19 protein-coding genes and 2 tRNA genes are annotated in these 18,628 nt (G+C 43.3%); 8 read left to right on the top strand and 13 right to left on the bottom strand.

The genetic code is table 11. The annotated features are described in order from the left end of the window. The first annotated feature begins 13 nt into the window (after positions 1-13). The 5 genes from coaBC to WDM69_RS01195 all read left to right on the top strand — a co-directional run bounded on the left by coaBC (position 14) and on the right by WDM69_RS01195 (position 6,688). Positions 14-1,234 carry a bifunctional phosphopantothenoylcysteine decarboxylase/phosphopantothenate--cysteine ligase CoaBC gene (gene coaBC / locus WDM69_RS01215; RefSeq protein WP_078307295.1) on the top strand — a complete coding sequence of 407 codons (1,221 nt, stop codon included), beginning with the start codon at positions 14-16 and terminating at the stop codon, positions 1,232-1,234. A gap of 304 nt (positions 1,235-1,538) precedes the next feature. Then, a complete protein-coding gene (locus WDM69_RS01210) occupies positions 1,539-3,275 on the top strand; it encodes an AMP-binding protein (RefSeq protein WP_411350852.1) in 1,737 nt (578 codons plus the stop codon). A 137-nt stretch (positions 3,276-3,412) separates the two neighbouring features. Continuing rightward, the gene (locus tag WDM69_RS01205) at positions 3,413-5,230 is read left to right on the top strand and encodes an AMP-binding protein (protein ID WP_338755511.1); all 1,818 of its coding nucleotides are present in this window, start codon (positions 3,413-3,415) and stop codon (positions 5,228-5,230) included. A gap of 169 nt (positions 5,231-5,399) precedes the next feature. Next, positions 5,400-6,125, top strand: coding sequence for a ribonuclease PH (rph, locus tag WDM69_RS01200; RefSeq protein WP_078307289.1), 726 nt, complete (start codon positions 5,400-5,402; stop codon positions 6,123-6,125). Between the two features lie 59 nt (positions 6,126-6,184). Next, positions 6,185-6,688, top strand: a complete 504-nt coding sequence (locus tag WDM69_RS01195) for a hypothetical protein (RefSeq protein WP_078307287.1) — start codon at positions 6,185-6,187, stop codon at positions 6,686-6,688. 88 nt (positions 6,689-6,776) lie between these two features. On the opposite strand, the gene hemJ is transcribed toward WDM69_RS01195, so the two are convergent. From hemJ to WDM69_RS01180, 3 genes are all read right to left on the bottom strand, one after another. After that, positions 6,777-7,208, bottom strand: a complete 432-nt coding sequence (gene hemJ / locus WDM69_RS01190; RefSeq protein WP_078307285.1) for a protoporphyrinogen oxidase HemJ — start codon at positions 7,206-7,208, stop codon at positions 6,777-6,779. A gap of 99 nt (positions 7,209-7,307) precedes the next feature. Next, on the bottom strand, positions 7,308-8,327 hold the full coding sequence (bioB, locus tag WDM69_RS01185) for a biotin synthase BioB (RefSeq protein WP_338755510.1): 1,020 nt from the start codon (positions 8,325-8,327) through the stop codon (positions 7,308-7,310). A 46-nt stretch (positions 8,328-8,373) separates the two neighbouring features. After that, positions 8,374-8,922 (bottom strand): SCP2 sterol-binding domain-containing protein, encoded by a 549-nt coding sequence (locus WDM69_RS01180; RefSeq protein WP_338755509.1) that lies wholly within the window; start codon positions 8,920-8,922, stop codon positions 8,374-8,376. A gap of 302 nt (positions 8,923-9,224) precedes the next feature. Here WDM69_RS01180 and WDM69_RS01175 point away from each other — a divergent pair. The 3 genes from WDM69_RS01175 to WDM69_RS01165 all read left to right on the top strand — a co-directional run bounded on the left by WDM69_RS01175 (position 9,225) and on the right by WDM69_RS01165 (position 9,868). Continuing rightward, positions 9,225-9,315 (top strand) — tRNA-Ser (locus WDM69_RS01175). 95 nt (positions 9,316-9,410) lie between these two features. Next, positions 9,411-9,487, top strand: a tRNA-Arg gene (locus tag WDM69_RS01170). A gap of 243 nt (positions 9,488-9,730) precedes the next feature. Next, the gene (locus WDM69_RS01165; protein ID WP_205760108.1) at positions 9,731-9,868 is read left to right on the top strand and encodes a hypothetical protein; all 138 of its coding nucleotides are present in this window, start codon (positions 9,731-9,733) and stop codon (positions 9,866-9,868) included. Positions 9,869-9,976: 108 nt separating this feature from the next. On the opposite strand, the gene WDM69_RS01160 is transcribed toward WDM69_RS01165, so the two are convergent. The 10 genes from WDM69_RS01160 to pcnB form a co-directional block, all read right to left on the bottom strand. Beyond that, a complete protein-coding gene (locus WDM69_RS01160; RefSeq protein WP_078307281.1) occupies positions 9,977-10,969 on the bottom strand; it encodes an NAD-dependent epimerase/dehydratase family protein in 993 nt (330 codons plus the stop codon). Between the two features lie 75 nt (positions 10,970-11,044). Continuing rightward, entirely contained in the window at positions 11,045-11,548 is a 504-nt protein-coding gene (yjgA, locus tag WDM69_RS01155) for a ribosome biogenesis factor YjgA (RefSeq protein ID WP_078307279.1), read from the bottom strand. A gap of 49 nt (positions 11,549-11,597) precedes the next feature. Then, positions 11,598-12,485 (bottom strand): RNase adapter RapZ, encoded by an 888-nt coding sequence (rapZ, locus tag WDM69_RS01150; protein WP_078307278.1) that lies wholly within the window; start codon positions 12,483-12,485, stop codon positions 11,598-11,600. Between the two features lie 85 nt (positions 12,486-12,570). After that, entirely contained in the window at positions 12,571-13,419 is an 849-nt protein-coding gene (gene panC, locus WDM69_RS01145; protein ID WP_078307276.1) for a pantoate--beta-alanine ligase, read from the bottom strand. A gap of 148 nt (positions 13,420-13,567) precedes the next feature. Next, positions 13,568-13,834, bottom strand: coding sequence for a type II toxin-antitoxin system mRNA interferase toxin, RelE/StbE family (locus tag WDM69_RS01140; protein ID WP_078307275.1), 267 nt, complete (start codon positions 13,832-13,834; stop codon positions 13,568-13,570). Beyond that, entirely contained in the window at positions 13,835-14,122 is a 288-nt protein-coding gene (locus tag WDM69_RS01135; RefSeq protein WP_078307273.1) for a type II toxin-antitoxin system RelB/DinJ family antitoxin, read from the bottom strand. 105 nt (positions 14,123-14,227) lie between these two features. Beyond that, positions 14,228-15,073, bottom strand: a complete 846-nt coding sequence (gene panB, locus WDM69_RS01130; protein ID WP_078307272.1) for a 3-methyl-2-oxobutanoate hydroxymethyltransferase — start codon at positions 15,071-15,073, stop codon at positions 14,228-14,230. A 52-nt stretch (positions 15,074-15,125) separates the two neighbouring features. Next, positions 15,126-16,052: an Rpn family recombination-promoting nuclease/putative transposase gene (locus WDM69_RS01125; protein WP_338755508.1), complete on the bottom strand. Its 927-nt coding sequence runs from the start codon at positions 16,050-16,052 to the stop codon at positions 15,126-15,128. Positions 16,053-16,084: 32 nt separating this feature from the next. Continuing rightward, positions 16,085-16,591 carry a 2-amino-4-hydroxy-6-hydroxymethyldihydropteridine diphosphokinase gene (folK, locus tag WDM69_RS01120; RefSeq protein WP_078307270.1) on the bottom strand — a complete coding sequence of 169 codons (507 nt, stop codon included), beginning with the start codon at positions 16,589-16,591 and terminating at the stop codon, positions 16,085-16,087. A 52-nt stretch (positions 16,592-16,643) separates the two neighbouring features. Continuing rightward, entirely contained in the window at positions 16,644-18,470 is a 1,827-nt protein-coding gene (pcnB, locus tag WDM69_RS01115; RefSeq protein ID WP_078307269.1) for a polynucleotide adenylyltransferase PcnB, read from the bottom strand. Positions 18,471-18,628 lie beyond the last annotated feature (158 nt).

Below are 18,628 nucleotides of genomic sequence, written 5' to 3'. Positions count from 1 at the left end.
GAGACATTTCATCATGAACAACATTCTTCTTGCCATCACAGGTGGTATTGCCGCTTATAAATCTGCCAGCCTTGCTCGCCTATTGGTTAAATACGGTCATAACGTGCAAGTCATCATGACCAAAGGCGCAACCGCCTTTATCAGCCCATTGACTTTGCAAGCATTAACAGGCAATGCCGTCCATACCCAGTTACTTGATGAAACTGCCGAAGCAGGCATGGGGCATATTCAGCTTGCCAAATGGGCGGATTTACTCATCATTGCCCCTGCCTCTGCCAACACCTTGGCACGCTTAAGCATGGGCATGGCAGATGACTTATTGACCACCGTTTGTCTTGCCACAACAGCACCCATCTTGGTTGCTCCTGCCATGAACCAACAAATGTGGGCAAACCCTGCCGTCGTCTTAAACACACAGACACTGACAGATTTGGGGTATCAAATCATTGAACCTGCCAGCGGTGAACAAGCTTGTGGCGATGTGGGTGCTGGTCGACTACCTGAGCCAGAAGCCTTGTTTGAGCAAGTGCAATGGGCATTGGCCAAACAACATCAGCCCCAATTGCTGGCAGGTAAGCAAGTGGTCATCACCGCAGGAGCAACCTTAGAAGCCATTGACCCAGTGCGATATTTATCCAATCATTCAACAGGTAAAATGGGTTATGCGTTGGCAACTGCTTGCCGTGATGCAGGGGCAGAGGTAACTTTAATTGTTGGGGAAAAAGTAACACTAACCACCCCCATTGGTGTGCAGAAAATCACCGTTCAATCAGCCGATGACATGCTACAGGCTGCCAAAAAAACAGCAGATACAGGTTGTGATGTGTTTATTGCCACCGCCGCTGTTGCCGACTACCGCACAAAAACCACCGCCCCACAAAAAATCAAAAAAACCCAACCAGCCATGACCCTAGAACTGGTGAAAAACCCCGACATTTTGGCGACCATTTCTAAAGAGAATCCTAATATGTTTATGGTTGGTTTTGCTGCTGAAACACAAGACGTTGAAAAATACGCCCACAACAAACTGATAGACAAAAAGTTAGACATGATTGCTTGTAATGATGTGTCTCGCCAAGACATTGGTTTTGCCAGTGATGACAATGCGATGACGGTATTTTTTGCAGACAAATACCAACACCCATCAGCCTCATTGGCAAAAATGCCCAAAAAAGACATCGCCAAAGAATTGGTTAATCTAATGGCTAAGGTCATGTTGCCTCACAGTTGCTAAAATCAACGGTAAAATCAATGGCTAAAATGATTTTTTCTCTTGTGGATTTTGGGTTAGTTGATGTATTTTATCAAGTAATGTGGTTTAATTGGTTTAACAATTTAGCCACTGACATTGTTTATCCACTGACATTGTTAAGTACCTGATTTTAAGTGGCTAATTTTAAACATCTGGTTTTAAGCACCTAAATTTTAAATGCCTATATTTTAAGCACGACACACATATTTTAAACACCGATATGTATCATTGATATGTTGATTGAATGGATAAAATAAAAGGACATGACATGACCGACACAACCACCATGAATGCCACCACCAGCCACCGCCTTAATTCACCTGATAACCGTCCTTGGCGAAAAACCTATGACACAATTGGTATTGTTGACCACATTAACATGCCAGCGGATAATACCTCTTTAATTGATTGTTTTGAGCGTAACTTTGCTCATCATGGCGACAAAGAAGCTTATGTTTGTATGGGGGCCAGTTTAAGCTTTCGTGAGCTGGATATTTACAGTCAGCAAATGGCGGCGTATTTGCAATCTTTGGGGCTAAAAAAAGGCGATAAAGTGGCGGTGATGTTGCCAAACATTCTACAATATCCCATTTGTATGCTGGCGGTGATAAGAGCTGGCTTGGTTTTGGTCAATGTCAATCCACTATACACCAGTCATGAACTTAACCATCAATTGGCAGACAGCGATGCTCGTGCCATCATTTTACTTGAAAACTTCGCCAAAACGTATCAAAACGTATCAAATAAGGGCAACATAGAGCATGTCATCGTTACCACCATGGGTGATATGTTTGGCATGATAAAGGGATTTATCGTCAATACCGTGGTGCGTCATGTCAAAAAAATGGTGCCTAATTGGCACATTGCAGGACACATCAGCTTTAAAGATGCCCTAAAAACTGTGCCAGCCAGCCAATACAAACGCCCCAATGACCTGACATTAGATGACTTGGCAGTTTTGCAATACACAGGTGGCACAACAGGCGTTGCCAAAGGGGCAATGTTGTCGCATCGTAACTTAGTCGCCAACTTGCTACAATCTTCAGCCTTTGTTGAAACCATATTTTCTGATGGTGAAGACTCTCAAGGGCAATATATTTTGGTTGCTCTGCCTTTGTATCACATTTTTTCTTTTACCGTGTGTGGTCTTTTGGCAATGGATAAAGGCTTTGCTGGCGTGCTTGTGCCAAACCCCCGTGACCTTGACAGCTTGGTCAAAGACATTGATAAATATCGCCCAGCATTCTTCCCTGCCGTCAATACCTTGTTTAACGGTTTGGCTCACCATGCCAAATTCCGTGAACTTAACCTAACCAACATTCGAGTGTCATTAGGAGGCGGCATGTCGGTGATGTCGAATACTGCCAATGAATGGAAAAAACTCACAGGCACACCCATTTTAGAAGGTTATGGTCTGTCTGAAACTTCGCCTGTCTTGACCATGAACCCACCCACATTGACTCAATACACAGGCAAAATTGGCATACCCGCCCCTGCCACCGACATCATTTTAGTGGACGATGATGGCAACGAAGTGACCATCGGTGAGGCTGGTGAAATCGCCGCCAAAGGCCCACAAGTCATGCAAGGCTATTGGAAGCGTCCAGAAGACACGGCTGATTGCACCACCAAAGACGGTTATTTTCGCACAGGGGACATCGGTGTGATGGATAATGATGGCTACTTTAAGATTGTTGACCGCAAAAAAGACATGATTTTGGTCTCTGGGTTTAACGTGTATCCTAACGAAGTGGAAGATGTCATGACCAATCACCCCAAAATCATGGAAGCTGGGGTTATCGGTGTGCCAGATGACAACAGCGGTGAAGTTCCCAAAATCTACATCGTGCGTAAAGACAACACCCTAAGCAAAAACGAGGTCATCAAACATGCCAGAGAGCATCTGACGGGCTACAAACGCCCACGCCATGTGGAATTTGTCGATGAATTGCCCAAATCGCCTGTTGGCAAGATTTTGCGTAAAGAGTTGCGTAAATTAGAAGAAAAAAATAATAATGGTTAAAAAAATAATGGTTAACATTTTCCAAAAAATTAAGCAACTCAAATAATAAAACAACCCAAACATAACGCCCACACCGACAGAACATTCATATGTTTTCTCGGTGTTGTTATCATTCATCGTTATCACTCATTGAATGTATGGTTTATGACACCGAAAAGCCTTGGTTAACAAGCTATGAACGCTATGGCATGACCGATGATGTGCCATTCCCTGATGCCCACATCAGTCTTATTGATGTGATGGAGCGTCAATGTCGTAAGTACGCCAAACGCACCGCCTATCTGTGTGCCAATGTGCCACTCACCTACCAAGAGCTTGAAGCTGACAGCCGTTATCTTGCCAGTTATCTACAGTCGCTTGGCTTGACCCAAGGTGATAAAGTGGCGGTGATGCTGCCTAACTGCTTACAATATCCCATTTTAACCTTTGCCATCTTGCGAGCAGGTTTGGTCATTGTGAATGTCAATCCATTATACACAACAACAGAACTGACTTATCAGCTAAGCGACAGTGGGGCAAAGGTGTTGTTCATCTTTGACTTATTCACCAAAACTTATGTGGACATGCCCAGCCAATACCGCTTGCCACACGTCATTGTGTGTGGCTTATCGGACAGTTTGGGGCAGGTTAAGGGATTGTTGGCACGGCATTTGGTGGGGTATCGCCACAAGCAATCACTTCGGCACATTGATGGCAGTACGCCTTATCAACAAGCCAGATTGCAAGGCATTCAGTACAGTTATCAGCGCCCTGAGGTTGTCGGTGAAGATTTGGCATTGCTACAATACACAGGTGGCACAACAGGGCGAGCCAAGGCAGCACAGCTTAGCCATCATAACCTGCTTGCCAATCTGGTTCAGTTAAAGGCATGGATACAGTCTGCTTATCCCAATACTGTTGCAGAGAGCAGTGCATGGTCAATGGATAATGCGTTTTTTGAGCCTGAAGTGCAATCAGATTTTGATGTGGCAACGACATTGATTGACCATGGTGGTAAAGGTCATCTGATGCTCACCGCATTGCCATTGTATCATGTGTTTTCGTTTATGATAGGGGGACTATTTGGCATGGTGTCAGGTGGTTGCAGTTTACTCATCATTGACCCATCTAACACAGATGCCATCATCAAGCAAATCAAACGCCATCAGCCAACCATGATGGCAGGGGTTAATACGCTGTTTAAAGCCTTGCTGAATCATCGTAAATTTGCCCAATTGGACTTTTCAACCTTGCAGATGACCGTGGGTGGTGGCATGGCAGTCGATGCCAAAGTCGCCGCCCAATGGCACAAAGTTACAGGCCTGCCCATCATCGAAGGCTATGGACTGTCCGAAGCATCTCCTGTGGTAACTGCCAATCCTCCCATGCTTGGGGCATACAATGGTATGGTTGGTTTGCCCTTGGTGGCGACTGATATTGTGTTGTTAGATGATTTTGAACAGCCCGTGGGCATGGGTGAACGGGGGGAAGTGTGCGTTTTTGGCCCACAAGTGATGCACAGTTATCACAACGCACCTGCCTTAAATCAAGACAGCTTTACCCAAACAGGTTACCTAAAGACAGGCGACATCGGCATCATGAACCGAGACGGTTTTATCAAACTGGTAGACCGCAAAAAAGACTTGATATTGGTATCAGGGTTTAATGTCTATCCCAGTGAGATTGAACACATCATGAACACACATGACTACATTGCTGAAAGTGCTGCCATCAGTGTCCCCAGTCAAGAACGTGGTGAAGACCCAAAACTGTACGTGGTGCTGACTGCCAAAGGTCAAACCGCCATTGACACACAGGGTGAAGCATCTGTATTTCAACAGTTGCTACAATATGGCAAAAAAAACCTAACAGGCTACAAACGCCCACGCCATATTGTGGTGATTGATGAATTGCCCAAATCCCAGTTGGGCAAAATCCGCCATCGTGAATTGCGTGAGCGAGAAGGACTGATATAGCAAGGACTGATATGGTCAATTTTACCTTGCTATTGGCATCAACCATCGATAGGATAAGCACACCTTATTACCACCCCTAAAGCCATTCATCTCACTTTTATGACCCAACATATAACCCAACATCTTTTTTAAACACACAACCTGTTAAACACACAACATAGGATAACTCATGCGTATCGATGACCGTCAAAACGACCAACTGCGAGCCGTCAGCTTTGAGAGAAATTACACCAAACACGCCGAAGGCTCTGTGTTGGTCAGCTTTGGTGAAACCAAAGTTTTATGCACCGCCAGCGTCGAAACAGGCGTTCCCCGCTGGCTTAAAGGACAAGGCAAAGGCTGGATAACCGCTGAATATGGCATGTTGCCCAGAGCCACTCACACCCGCAGCCAACGAGAAGCCACCCATGGCAAGCAATCAGGACGGACCCAAGAAATTCAGCGACTCATCGGTCGCAGTTTGCGCGCCATGGTAAATCTGGACAAATTGGGTGAAAACACCATTTATGTTGATTGCGATGTCATTCAAGCCGACGGTGGCACACGCACCGCTAGCATCACAGGGGCGGCCATCGCCGTGATTGATGCCATTGAAAACATGCAACAACGTGATGGCAAAAAACAACTCAAAACCGACCCCTTATTAGGTTTGGTTGCTGCCGTTTCAGTGGGCATTAAAGACGGAGAAATCTTGCTTGATTTGTGCTATGAAGAAGATTCAACCTGTGAGACTGACTTAAATGTGGTGATGACCCAAAAAGGCGAGTTCATCGAAATTCAAGGCACAGCAGAAGAAAAACCCTTTAACCGCACACAAATGGATAACATGTTGACAATGGCAGAAGCTGGCATCGCCCAACTGATTACCTTGCAACAACAAACATTAAATTGGTAAAGCGTTACATTGGTAAAGCAGTACATTGGTAAATTCATACTAAGATTAAGGAAAACATCGTGTTACAAGTCACAGACAGCGGGGTAAATATCACCCTATCAGGGCAAAGTAACCATCAAGGCAATGGGTTATTTTGGTTTGCATCAGCATTGCTGATTGGGGCGGTGGCGGTTGCCATGGCGATGAGCCTATTGCCAGAGCGTCTTGCCATGACTGCTCTGGCCATCTTAGTGGTGGGGAGTTTTGTGTTTAATTGGTATCGGCAAAAACAGCAAGTCAGTAAAGACATTCTTATCAGTCAAGGTATGTTGGAAGTCCGCCCCGGTGTCTTTCACTACACGCAAGCAGGGCAAAGAAAACGCCTTCTCGTCAAAGAAGATGACCAAATTATGCTAAAAGGCAAACAGCTGTTGATTTATGAGCCAAATGGGGGGTTGGCATGCCAAGTCATGGGCTTTGACGATGCCAAAGAAGCCCAAGTCATGCAACAAGTGTTGCAAGGGCAACAACCCAACAAACGCCATGTCAATATAAAAATGCAGTCTGACGAACAGCATGGGTAAAATCAGAACTGACAGCCATCATTCATCTGACTTGGCATTTATCATCTAAGCTTTCGCTTTAAAAGCTCAGCTTTAAAATGGATTAACTTTAAAATGGCTTAACAATGACCAACATCACAATGCCAATTAATAAAAAAGTTGGCAACTCATTAAACCATCGCCAAAACACATGCGATTTTAGATGGGCGTTACCAATCAGGCGTTTGCGATAATGACCACACACCAAATGATACGCCGTCAGCATGACCACCAAAGTCAGCTTGGCATGTAGCCAATATTGGGTTTTATAGCCATCCCAACCGAGCCAAACCATCAACAAACCCAGTACCCACGTCATCACCATGCCAGGGGTCATGATGCCACGATACAACTTGCGTTCCATGATTTCAAATCGTTCATGGCTGATGCCATCATCACTCATGGCATGATAAACGTACAGTCTTGGCAGATAAAACAACCCTGCAAACCAAGTTACCATGGCAATGACATGAAAGGCTTTTATCCAATTAAAGTATTCCATATGATACCAATAACACGATGAGTAAATCTAATGCGGTGTCTCTTTTATTGTGAATAGGCATATCAACTCAACCATGCTGCTATGTTGCCTAGCATATTATCATGTTGCCATCGCATCAATGACAGTGACCTGTTTAACAGGCATGGCAACCAGCCCAAGCTCACGCATCATGCGGTCATCATTGGCTTGACTGGCATTACCCGTGGTCAATAGCTTGTCTCCATAAAAAAACGAATTTGCCCCTGCCATAAATGCCAACGCCTGTTCAGCATCAGATAGATTCTCACGCCCTGCTGATAAGCGAACATAACTGGTTGGGCAACAAATGCGAGTCACTGCAATGGTGCGTATCCACTCAATCACCGACAACTGCCCTTCTACCAAAACCCTATCCCCCAGTGGCGTGCCTTTAATAGGAACAAGCAAATTAACTGGAATAGATTCAGGTGGTTTTGGCATTTTTGTCAGCTCAAGCACCCAATCAATGCGGTCATCTCGACTCTCACCCATGCCCACAATACTGCCACTACACACATTCATGCCTGCTTGACGCACATAATCTAATGTCTGCAAACGCTCATCATAACTTCGTGTGCGGGTAACTTGGTCATAATAAGCACGAGACGTGTCTAAGTTATGGTTATAGTAGTCTAGCCCTGCTGTGGCAAGCTGTTCTGATTGTGCTTGGCTCAACATGCCAAGCGTCATACAAGTTTCAAGCCCTAACGCTTTAACTTCTTTAATCAGCTCCAACACATAGGGCATGTCCTTATCACTGGGGTGTTTCCATGCTGCCCCCATACAAAAGCGAGATGACCCTGACGCTTTGGCTTGGCGTGCTTTTTGTAGCACCGTCTGTATGTCTAAGCGTTTTTGTGCCACCAAACCTGTGCTGTCTCGATGATGTCCTGATTGTGAGCAGTAGCCACAGTCCTCTGGGCAATTGCCTGTTTTAATCGACAACAAGGTGCTGATTTGTACCCTATTGGCAACAAAATTCTGGCGATGCACCGTCTGAGCTTGAAACAACAAATCCATCAACGGCAAATCAAACAACTGAGCAATCTCTTCTCGTGAAAGAATGGACGCTTGTTTTGGCTGGCTTTGAGTGGTGGTCATTGTGCGATGTCCCTATAAAAATCCCTATAAAGCACTGATTTGATGTCTATTTTTTTAGGCGACTGACCAATTTGCCCAACACATCGTTGGCAAGCTGTCCTGCTTGATGAGCATAAGGCTTGGCTTGGTCTAGCAGTGGCTTGGCTTGCTCAACATAAGGTTTTAGAGCATCTGGTACATCGGGTATGGCAAGTTTTGCTACCTTAGCAAACCATAACATCAGCCCATAATCACCTTTAACACTGACATCTTCATTTTGAATGGCGGTCATAAAAGCACGCACATCACCTTTCATCAACAGCTTAACACCTGTCATGCTGTCCTTAAAATCCACCGTCAAATCAGCATCTTCTGCTGTGCCTTGTTGCTGACTGACCTGCCCATTTTCAAAACGAAACACCCGCGCCACACCATCGGCATCACTACTAAACACAATGGTATGCGACACATCAGCCAGCAGCTCAGCAAGCTCATCATTTGCTTGTGCATCAGGATTTTGGCTAAAATCTTGGCTAAGTTTTTGTAGTCGCCAACCCAAGGTATAAAGTAGCACATCAAGGGGATTGGACTGTACGGGGATAAGATTGGGTAACATAAGATATCCTAACTGATGATAAAAAGGGGTAATTAAGAAAGGGTGATAAAGTGAACTAAAATCACTAAAATAACAAACTTGCATAGCCTAACATATTTATTTGACCCATTAAGGCAATTTTTTTGTGTGATTTGTTGCAATTATCAAATCATTTGTTATAATACCGTCCCTACAACACAGAGCAAATCCCTAGCACAGATTTGATGATGCCTTTTTAAAGCATCACTCTTGTGTGGCTGATATTTTTATGTTTGAATGTTTTTATATAAAACACATAAAATAAGACATAAACATCAGTAAACGGTGAAGTGGGTGAGTGGCTGAAACCAGTTCCCTGCTAAGGAACCATACGTATTACACGTATCGAGGGTTCGAATCCCTCCTTCACCGCCATTTATGTTAGACCAGCATTTTTGCCAAAAAATGGTTGACAATGACATATTTATCGTTATAATTGCCAACCATCATTTATGAATGTTGACAAACATGCGCCCGTAGCTCAGTTGGATAGAGCGTCTGGCTACGAACCAGAAGGTCGGGAGTTCGACTCTCTCCGGGCGCGCCATTTGTAAGCATCAATTAGACAATGATTAGACAATGAAATGATTAGACGGATTAACTGCCCATCTTGTGATGCTTGGCAGTTTTTTTATGTTTGATGGTTTTTATCACTCGTTACTGTAAACCCACCCACGTCAGAGAGTGGATATAAGACAACGTGTCTATCACATCTTAAGCTATTTTCCATTGATTAGACCAACAATATTGAATAATTGAATAACAGGTAATGTCGGTATAAACCCACCCCATGAAAACACTCAAGCGACGTATCAAAGACACTGCCCTAATCGTGGTCGGTGATGTAAAAGCTACCCAATTTAACAGCAAAAAAGGCAAACTGACCAAGTTGGTGTACAATGCAGGTTGGTTTGAACTCAAACGATAATTGACTTATAGATATAAGAACGTTCTTTGCGGCCTGGCTTGACCGTCTTGTAGAAGGAATCCCCAAACGATAGGAGGAGAAAGTCAAAACCTGATTTCTAATGTCTTATCATCTCGTTTTATCATCTGCCAACAAGTAAGTATATCCTGACTGCCAATCAGGGTATTGTAGCCATGCTCTGGGAATGTTGCTATGAATGCGTTTTCCTGTCATTTTTTGATGCGTCTTGTCTTGATATTGGATGGGTATTTGATGGTCTGTTGTGTCTGTGTCATTGCCATGGTTTGTATTTAAATGGTTAGTGTTTGAATGGTTGGTGTTTGAATTTTTCGCCAAGAATTGTTTTAACCATGTCATCAACACCGTCTTACTCACTGGGGCATAATCACTTGCCAAGTATAACGGTTCTGGCTTGGCTAGGGTTAACACGTTGACCGCCACAGTAACCAAATCACTGTCCATGATGCGGTTTGTCCAATGAATTGCCCCATTGCTTTCGTCATTGAGTGACTGTTTGGCTTGTTCAATCAAGCGCCTTCTTGTTTTACCATAAATGCCACTGGGTCTGATGATAACGGCTTGGTCTTTGAATGCCTGCTGTAATGCCTGTTCTGCTTGTAAAATATAAATAGACCCTGCATGATTAGGCACTTTGGGTGTGGTCAATACATCAACCCATTCACCATCATCTTGTCCATAGACTCCTGTTGATGAAATAAACACCATCTGCTCAAGCTTGGGCAATGCCATTGCCATGTTTGCCAGATGCTTGGCGACTGCAAGATAGGCATCACGGTAGGCATTGGCATCATAACGGTCAGGAGTAATGATGATGGCAATGTGGGTAAAGTCAGCAAGCACCGTGGCATCAAGCGTCAACGCATCGGCTTGAATGTATTTGGCATTTTGATGCAACTCATAATCATCACGATGACGACGTGCCAACCCTGTTACCAAATAACCTTTTTTTGCCAAATCATTGGTTACCGCCAGCCCAATACCGCCTTGACCAATGATAAGGTATTGCGGTTGATAATCGGTAACTGTGTTTTTTTGAGAACGGTCGTTTTTTTGAGAACGGTGATGCTGTGTGTCTGTCATGGTTAATTTCAACTATTTATACGTACAAGGGTTATTTAAAGCCATCATCATTCAAACAACACCACTTAAACAACCTCATTTAGACAATATCGCCACTTCATGAATATAGTTTTTTAAGTCGGCTTCTGACTCTGCCAACAGCTCATCATCTTGTAAGTACTTGGCATATTCAATCCATAATAACAGTTGATATAGGCTGTTTCGCTCAACCACATAAAACTGCTTGCTAAATTGCTTGAGCGTGGATTCGTCATTGATGTTTAAGCGGTCATACCACGCATCAATTTTGTTCGCTTGCTCTGGCGAGAAGCTTAGGGCAAATAATCCATCTATCAGTTCATCACGATTTTCTTCGGCCATCATTTTGCTAATGCGTTTAATTTGGCGGTTACGTGCTGAGCCATCAGGCAGATTGGCTAAGGCATTAAGCTCAGCCAATAAGAATTCACTGACGGTCAGTTTTTTGAGTTGTTTTTTGGATAAATGGGCAAGCGGTTGGGCAAGTTGTTGCAAGCGTTCGTGGGCTTTTTTTTGTTCGGTGCGTGAAACACGCATGTCATGTTGTGACCAATCAATCATAAGATACCTTAATATTTGTGTGCATATTCATATGCCAGTAATCATAAACTCACCAAAAAGATTTTTCACGGTGCTTAACATTCACCTGCATTTTATCAGGCAAATGACCAGTTAATATCTCCCCCACCGCTTGGCTGACAAATACCGAGCGGTGTTTACCCCCTGTACAACCAATGGCGATGGTCACAAAATGGCGATTGTTCTCAATAAAATCAGGCAACCACTTTAATAAAAATGTGCTGATGTCATGCGTCAGTTCATACACGGCAGGAAATTGAGCAAAAAATTCCTGCACAGGCCCATCAAGCCCTGTCAGATGATGCAAATCCACTTCCCAATGTGGATTTGGCAGGGTACGCACATCAAAGACAAAATCAGCATCTTTGGGCGTGCCATGCCTAAACCCAAACGACAGCACATGAACGATGATGTGGTTATCCACGCCCAAATGTTGTCTTAGGCTGTTTTTTAGCTCATGAATGTTTAACAAACTGGTATCAATTTTAATATCAGCATGGCAGGCAATCGGTTCAAGCAGCTCAATTTCCTTTTGAATGGCATTGGGCAGATTGCCAGCCATCGCCATCAATGGATGCACTCGGCGAGTGGCATCATAGCGTGCGACCAGTACATCATCTTGGGCGGTGGCATACACCACAGTCAAAGCGGTCTTGCCATAGGTTTGTATCAAGCTGTCATACACTTGACCAAAGTTGGATAAATCCGCTTTGGGCGTGCGGACATCTATGCCCACAGCAATGCGATGAATCTGGCTGTCATTGACCAATTTTTCTATGGCAAGTGGCACGATGGATAAAGGCAAATTGTCAAGCGGATAATAGCCAAAATCTTCTAAGGTGTTGAGTACGGAGGTTTTTCCTGAACCTGAACGCCCTGACACCACAATGATTGAGTTTGGGGCAATGAGTTTGGGCATCATATTTCCTTAACAAAATAAGCAAAACCATTAACATGGATTTAGATGAACATGGATTATTAACATGGACTGTTAACATGAATTATTAACATGGATTTAAGGTAATTTCCAAATTATCCAACAGCCTTGCCTTGCCCAAATAACAAGCGGTCAAAATCACCAAATGCTTATCATGGCGGCTAGCAGGTTGCAGTTGCTGATTGAGTACTTGCAAATAATCCACTGTAAAACCATCATAAGTTAATTTGTCTTTGGTTTTTTGTATCATCGTATCAAAATCAGCAACGCTGGCAGACTGTAACTCACCTGCAAGCTGTTGTAAGGCTTGTGCCAGCCGTGGGGCAATGGCACGCTCTTGCTCGGTCAAATACTGGTTGCGAGACGATAACGCCAAACCGTCATCGGCTCTGACAATCTCACTGCCAATAATGTCAATCTCAAAATTTAATTCTTGCACCAATTGGGCAATGATGGCAAGTTGCTGGTAGTCTTTTTTACCAAATACCGCCACATCAGGACGAACGATATTAAACAGCTTACTCACCACAAGCCCAACACCGTCAAAATGCGTGGGGCGTGTCTGACCACATAATATCTTGCTGATACTGCCTGACAGGATTTGAACATTGGGCGGATAGACAGGATACATCTCGTCCACACTTGGGGCAAAAACCAACGCCACGCCAGCTTTGGCAAGTTTTTGGCAATCGTCATCAAGCGTGCGTGGATAACTGGCAAAATCTTCACCTGCCCCAAATTGAGTGGGATTGACAAAGATACTCACCACCACAACATCGGCATGTTGTTTGGCAAGTGCCACAAGGGATAAATGCCCATCATGTAAATTACCCATGGTTGGGACTAAGGCTATTTTTTGGTGGCGTAAGGGGTTTAATTCGTTTTTTAAGTCTTTGATGGTGTGAAAAATTTTCATGTTTTTATCCTAAAGTGCATGATTTTCTAAAGACCATGCTTTACCGTGCGTATGCTCTACCATGAATATGCTAATCCATCGTAAAGGTGTGCTGTTTAAAGGTTTAATGACAGTGATTTAACCGTCTTCATTTAACCAAAAACTGATGTTAACCAAAAACTTCTGAATGTGTGTTTAATCGAGCAAGTTGCAACTCACCATCAACCATGCGATAAATCAAAACCAAATCATTTTTGACATGACAATCACGAAAACCTTGCCAGTTTCCAGTCAACGCATGGTCTTTATACTGTGCTGGTAGGGGTTTTTGCTTAAAAATACAATATAAAACTTCTATCAACTCAGGGCTTGATAGTACTTCTGATGACAGTTTTTTAATATCACGTTTATAACTTTTACTGAGCGAATACTTCATTTACTCGCTCACATCTGGATTGGTCAAAGCCATCATATGTTGTTGAAAATCAGCAACGTCATTTGCTTCAAACGTCTCACCCTGACCATCTATCAATTCCTTTATGGCATCAGCGGTCACAGTATTGGGCTGATAATCCAAACTTAATGGAATTTGTTTGCTGATGGCAATCTGTGTTAGAAACATATTAAATGTCTGAGCAGGCGATAAACCATAACTTCTGATGACATCAAATGCTTGATTTTTAATGCTTTCATGCGTGCGAAAACTAAAAGAACTGTCATACATGGCAGTGGCTCCTAATCAATGAATCTCACCACAGTATAAATGTATGATGTCATACAATGCAAGACACCTTTAATTGCCAACATCATCCATTGCTAAAATCCATGGCTAAAAACTGTGCTTCTCTGTTGGAAAGGCACGCTGTTTGACAGCACGATGATAGGCTTTAAACGCCCCAACAATGTCTTTGGTTTGGTTGCTGTCATCGGTCAAAAAGTTTTTGACAAATTTGGCAGGTTTTCGGGTATAAACGCCCAGCATGTCGTGCATGACCAGCACTTGCCCATCACAATCCACCCCAGCCCCAATGCCAATGACAGGCACAGCGAACCGCTCGGTAACAGCTTTGGCAAGCGATGCTGGTACGCATTCAAGCAACAAAAGACTCGCCCCAGCATTCACCACGGCTGTACAATCTTTCATCAATTTATCCGCTTGGGCGTCCGTTTTACCTTGTACTTTATAGCCACCAAAGACATTCACCGACTGCGGCGTTAATCCCAAATGCACGCAAGTGGGTACGCCATTGTTTGCCAAGACCTTGACAATGTCGGTAAGCTCGCTGCCCCCTTCAATTTTAACCACATTGGCACCTGCCTGCATGACCGCCTTGGCACTGGCAATGGCATCAGATACGGTGGCATAACTCATAAAAGGCAAATCGCATAAGATTAAAGCGTGAGAATTACCACGCACCACATTTTGAGTGTGATAAACCATGTCCCCAACGCCCACTGGCAAGGTTGAGCGTTGCCCTTGGACAACCATGCCCAGACTATCACCGATTAAAATGGTGTCAATGTCTGCCAACTGCATGGCGTGAGCAAAACTTGCCTCGTAACAAGTTAGGCAAGAAAATGTTTTACCCTCTGCTTTTAGTTTGTTTAAAGTAGATAGGGTGATGGGTGCTTTGGGTTTGGGGGAGATTGATGATGATGGGGCTTGGCCGCTCATAGGATTGCCTTTTTAGGGTAATGGCTGTTTAATTAAGTGATGACCGTTTCAGTCATAGCTGTTTAATTTCTTCAGCACTTAGCATGGTGGCTTGGATAATCGTTTCAACAGGGGTATTTAGTTGTTTTAAGGTCTTTGCGGTTTCAAGGGCTTGTTGTTTTTTACCTTGTTCAATGCCCTGTTCAAGGCCTTGCTTAATGCCCTGTTCAAGGCCTTGCTTAATGCCTTGCTCAAGCCCCTGTTCAATGCCTTCTTGTTTGGCGGTATTGACCACATTATAGTTATCCCAGTATATTTTTAAACTGTCTCGATATTTACTCATTTCTTGGGGATTAAAATTGGCAATTTTTGCTTTATCAAACGCTTGTTCAATCAAGCTATTTTGAAAAATGGCAGGGATATGCTGTAGGTCTTCTAAATTTTTAATAAAAAATAACCATCTGTCCAAATTGGTGTTCAATTCCGCTTCTGATTTACAAAAGTTGGGTAATTGCAAGTAAATTAAATTGAATTTTTCATAAAAAATTTGATTGTTTTGGTCTTTTAACTGAACATTATAAATGACCTCTTGGTCATCTTTATGCTCATCAAATAAAAAATCCAAAATGCTGATACAATACACCGCCTTAAGTTCATAATTCCAATCGCCTTTTTGGGCTTGTTCAATGATGGGAAATGTTGAATAATAAAGCGTTCGGTCTTTAAAAGTTCGGTCTTTAAAAAAGGTTTGTTTGGCACGCTGCAACTCAACGATGAATTTTTCACCTGCCACGCTTTCACAATAAATGTCATAGATGGCTTTACGGTCAAAATCTGTAAAGCCCATTCGCTCACTGTTTTTTAAAATTAAATCAGCAATTTGATGTTTTTTGGGCAATATTGAGTTTAAAAAATCAATTAAAAATGGTTTACTGGCTTCTTCACCAAACAGTCTTTTAAAGCCATAATCGGTAAATGGATTGATAAAAACAGGGGTCATGTATTGCTCCTTTGATGCCAGTTTATCCAAACTCATGTCAGTTTCTTCAAACCTTGCCAATTGTTACTTTCATTTAAATCCGCCAATTTTTGCCCATTAACCACCAAACACCCATCAATTTCAAGCATTGGGATTAACACAAAATTTCGTTCAAATAAGCCTTGATGTGGCACGGTCAGCCACTGATGATGAATGCGTTTATCACCATATAACAAAATATCCACATCTAAAGACCGCTCACCCCAATGACGCAATCGCACTCTTTTGGCGGTCTGTTCAAGACCTTGACAAAAATTAAGCAGCTCAAGCGGTGATAAGCTGGTATTGGCACTTAATACCGCATTGATAAAATCAGGTTGGTCGGTGATGCCAAAGGCTTTGGACTGATACAGTGATGACACTTTCACATCGGTAAAATGTGGCGACTGTTTGAAGGCTTGCATGGCGTTGATGATATGCTCGGTGGGGGTGCCAAGTTCATTGGCAATGTTGCCACCAAGTCCAATAAAACAACCTATCCAATTCTCAGATGTGTTCATAGAACCAAACTTTATTCTCTTCTTAAACCTGATTTTAACCTGATTTTATTGTTTATGTCATTGATGACATTTTTTTATGGCGACGCTGATTGGGTATGGGCAGGTAATGACTCAGCTCATTTTTAGCTTGGCTTGGTGTTAAAGGTATCACAGCATTTGGCACAGCGTTTCTTGTCGTGTTTTGTACAGTGTTTTGTATAGTGTCTTGTGCAACGTTTTGTACGGCATCTTTAGTTTTATGATGTTGGCTTATGTTTTGCGTGCTTTTTTGCTGTTGTTTGTTTTGTTTTTTGATGGTTGGTTGTTTTGGGGTCTCTTGGGTGGCATCACTGGTCAGCACCGTGAATAAAGGCGATGGCTGTTTTTTCTGTGCTTGTTCGCTCAAAGTTTGCTCGGATAAAGATAACTGTTGCAGTTGGGCTTTTTCTTTTTGACGGTGGTTGTGCTCAGCATGACGGTTGGCATTGGTCTGTGTGTTTGACTGCTCACCAATATGCAACCCAGTGTGCAACTGATGATTTGCGAATGTGTCGGTTGCCATGCGGTCGCTTGGGTCATCCATATCATATGATTGCAGACGTTGGCGACGGTGTTTGCTGCTGCGTCTCTCTTGATTGGTCAATTGGTCAATGGCGTGTCGCTGTTCACGGTCGTTCATGGTCTGAAACGTTTGCCACCATACACCCATGCCATTGGTAGGCTCACTAAAGGCGATGTCATCTTCGCCTGCCATTTCTCGTAATAACAAAAAATCAAATCCCGCTCGAAACCTTGCATGCTCGCTGATGGTTAAGATTTGCTTATGTTTGGGATTGGCAAGGCGTGGCTGTAGTAACCAAATGTCTTTAATAAACTGCTCAGCAAATCTTGGAATGGCGGTTTTTAGTCGTTGACGGTCAATGACTTTATTGGCGGCTTTTTCCTGAGCATGCGTAAAATGATGCCCTTGTTTTTTAAATTTGTTCAACTGATATAGGTAATTTTCCCAAAGTAAGGCAGCATAAAAAAAGGCTGGATTGATGCTTTTACCAGAGGCGATGCGTTTATCGGTATTCATGGCAACTTGCTTTAGCAAAGCGGTTGGGGCATTGGGTGGATAAACCATTAATTGTTCAATGGCTTGATACTCAAACAATAACGGCAACAGTGGCACAATGTAACCCCCTATGAACATTTTTTGGGTTTCATCATACAAACGATGGGGTGAGACCTGTTCAAGCAACGCCCAGTTTTTGTTGTTAAATTGTTTCGCCAGCTCATCATCAAACTCAAAACCCAATTTTGCCTTAAAACGCAATGCACGCAGCAGACGCACGGGGTCTTCTTCCACACGAACAGAAGCATGACCAAGCAATTTTAGAGTCTTAGACTGGATATCATCAATCGCCCCACAAAAGTCTTTGATTTCACCCTTAAGGGGTTGGTAATACAAAGCATTGACCGAAAAATCTCGCCGAGCAAAGTCCTGATTGATGTCGCCCCAAACGTTATCACGCATCAACATGCCATCTTCGGTGGTATGGGCATCGCCTTTGGGTGGTGCTCGAAAGGTCGCCACTTCTATCATATCACGACCAGAGAACACATGGGCCAGCTCAAAACGCCTACCAATGATGCGACAGCGTTTACCAAACACATCTTTGACTTCATGCGGTTTGGCATTGGTAACGGCATCAAAATCCTTAGGATTTTGCCCCAACAGGATATCACGCACCCCACCCCCCACCACATAGGCTTCAAATCCCGCTTTTGTCAATGTGGTAATGATTTCTATGATGGAGTTGGGCAAGTCAGCTTGGCTTATCCCCAGTATTTTGGCAGAGATGGTTTTTGCATTGGCATTGGTATTGGTCTTTGGGTATTTTTTTGAGTTGGTCATTGGTACACGACTGGCTGATATTGATTGGCTGATATTAAAAAATAATAAGCTGTATTTTAACAGACTTTACCAACAGCTTCGATATGAATGCTCATCATGCACATTGACAGCACAAAAAAGCAACGACAAAACTGGCTTAATGTCACATCAATCTGACG

Origin of the sequence: Lwoffella lincolnii (assembly GCF_037201985.1) — a bacterium.
GTDB lineage: Bacteria > Pseudomonadota > Gammaproteobacteria > Pseudomonadales > Moraxellaceae > Psychrobacter > Psychrobacter lincolnii.
This window is presented reverse-complemented; position numbering and strand designations above follow the sequence as displayed.

Coding starts and splice junctions, on each gene's coding strand:
- bioB (WP_338755510.1), bottom strand. CDS start 8,327: ATGACCACCACTCAAAGCCAGCCAAAACAAGCGTCCATTCTTTCACGA.
- rapZ (WP_078307278.1), bottom strand. CDS start 12,485: ATGCCCAAACTCATTGCCCCAAACTCAATCATTGTGGTGTCAGGGCGT.
- WDM69_RS01180 (WP_338755509.1), bottom strand. CDS start 8,922: ATGTTACCCAATCTTATCCCCGTACAGTCCAATCCCCTTGATGTGCTA.
- WDM69_RS01205 (WP_338755511.1), top strand. CDS start 3,413: ATGGTTTATGACACCGAAAAGCCTTGGTTAACAAGCTATGAACGCTAT.
- WDM69_RS01125 (WP_338755508.1), bottom strand. CDS start 16,052: ATGACCCCTGTTTTTATCAATCCATTTACCGATTATGGCTTTAAAAGA.
- WDM69_RS01160 (WP_078307281.1), bottom strand. CDS start 10,969: ATGACAGACACACAGCATCACCGTTCTCAAAAAAACGACCGTTCTCAA.
- rph (WP_078307289.1), top strand. CDS start 5,400: ATGCGTATCGATGACCGTCAAAACGACCAACTGCGAGCCGTCAGCTTT.
- WDM69_RS01140 (WP_078307275.1), bottom strand. CDS start 13,834: ATGAAGTATTCGCTCAGTAAAAGTTATAAACGTGATATTAAAAAACTG.
- WDM69_RS01210 (WP_411350852.1), top strand. CDS start 1,539: ATGAATGCCACCACCAGCCACCGCCTTAATTCACCTGATAACCGTCCT.
- panC (WP_078307276.1), bottom strand. CDS start 13,419: ATGAAAATTTTTCACACCATCAAAGACTTAAAAAACGAATTAAACCCC.
- panB (WP_078307272.1), bottom strand. CDS start 15,073: ATGAGCGGCCAAGCCCCATCATCATCAATCTCCCCCAAACCCAAAGCA.
- hemJ (WP_078307285.1), bottom strand. CDS start 7,208: ATGGAATACTTTAATTGGATAAAAGCCTTTCATGTCATTGCCATGGTA.
- folK (WP_078307270.1), bottom strand. CDS start 16,591: ATGAACACATCTGAGAATTGGATAGGTTGTTTTATTGGACTTGGTGGC.
- WDM69_RS01135 (WP_078307273.1), bottom strand. CDS start 14,122: ATGTATGACAGTTCTTTTAGTTTTCGCACGCATGAAAGCATTAAAAAT.
- WDM69_RS01165 (WP_205760108.1), top strand. CDS start 9,731: ATGAAAACACTCAAGCGACGTATCAAAGACACTGCCCTAATCGTGGTC.
- yjgA (WP_078307279.1), bottom strand. CDS start 11,548: ATGATTGATTGGTCACAACATGACATGCGTGTTTCACGCACCGAACAA.
- pcnB (WP_078307269.1), bottom strand. CDS start 18,470: ATGACCAACTCAAAAAAATACCCAAAGACCAATACCAATGCCAATGCA.
- coaBC (WP_078307295.1), top strand. CDS start 14: ATGAACAACATTCTTCTTGCCATCACAGGTGGTATTGCCGCTTATAAA.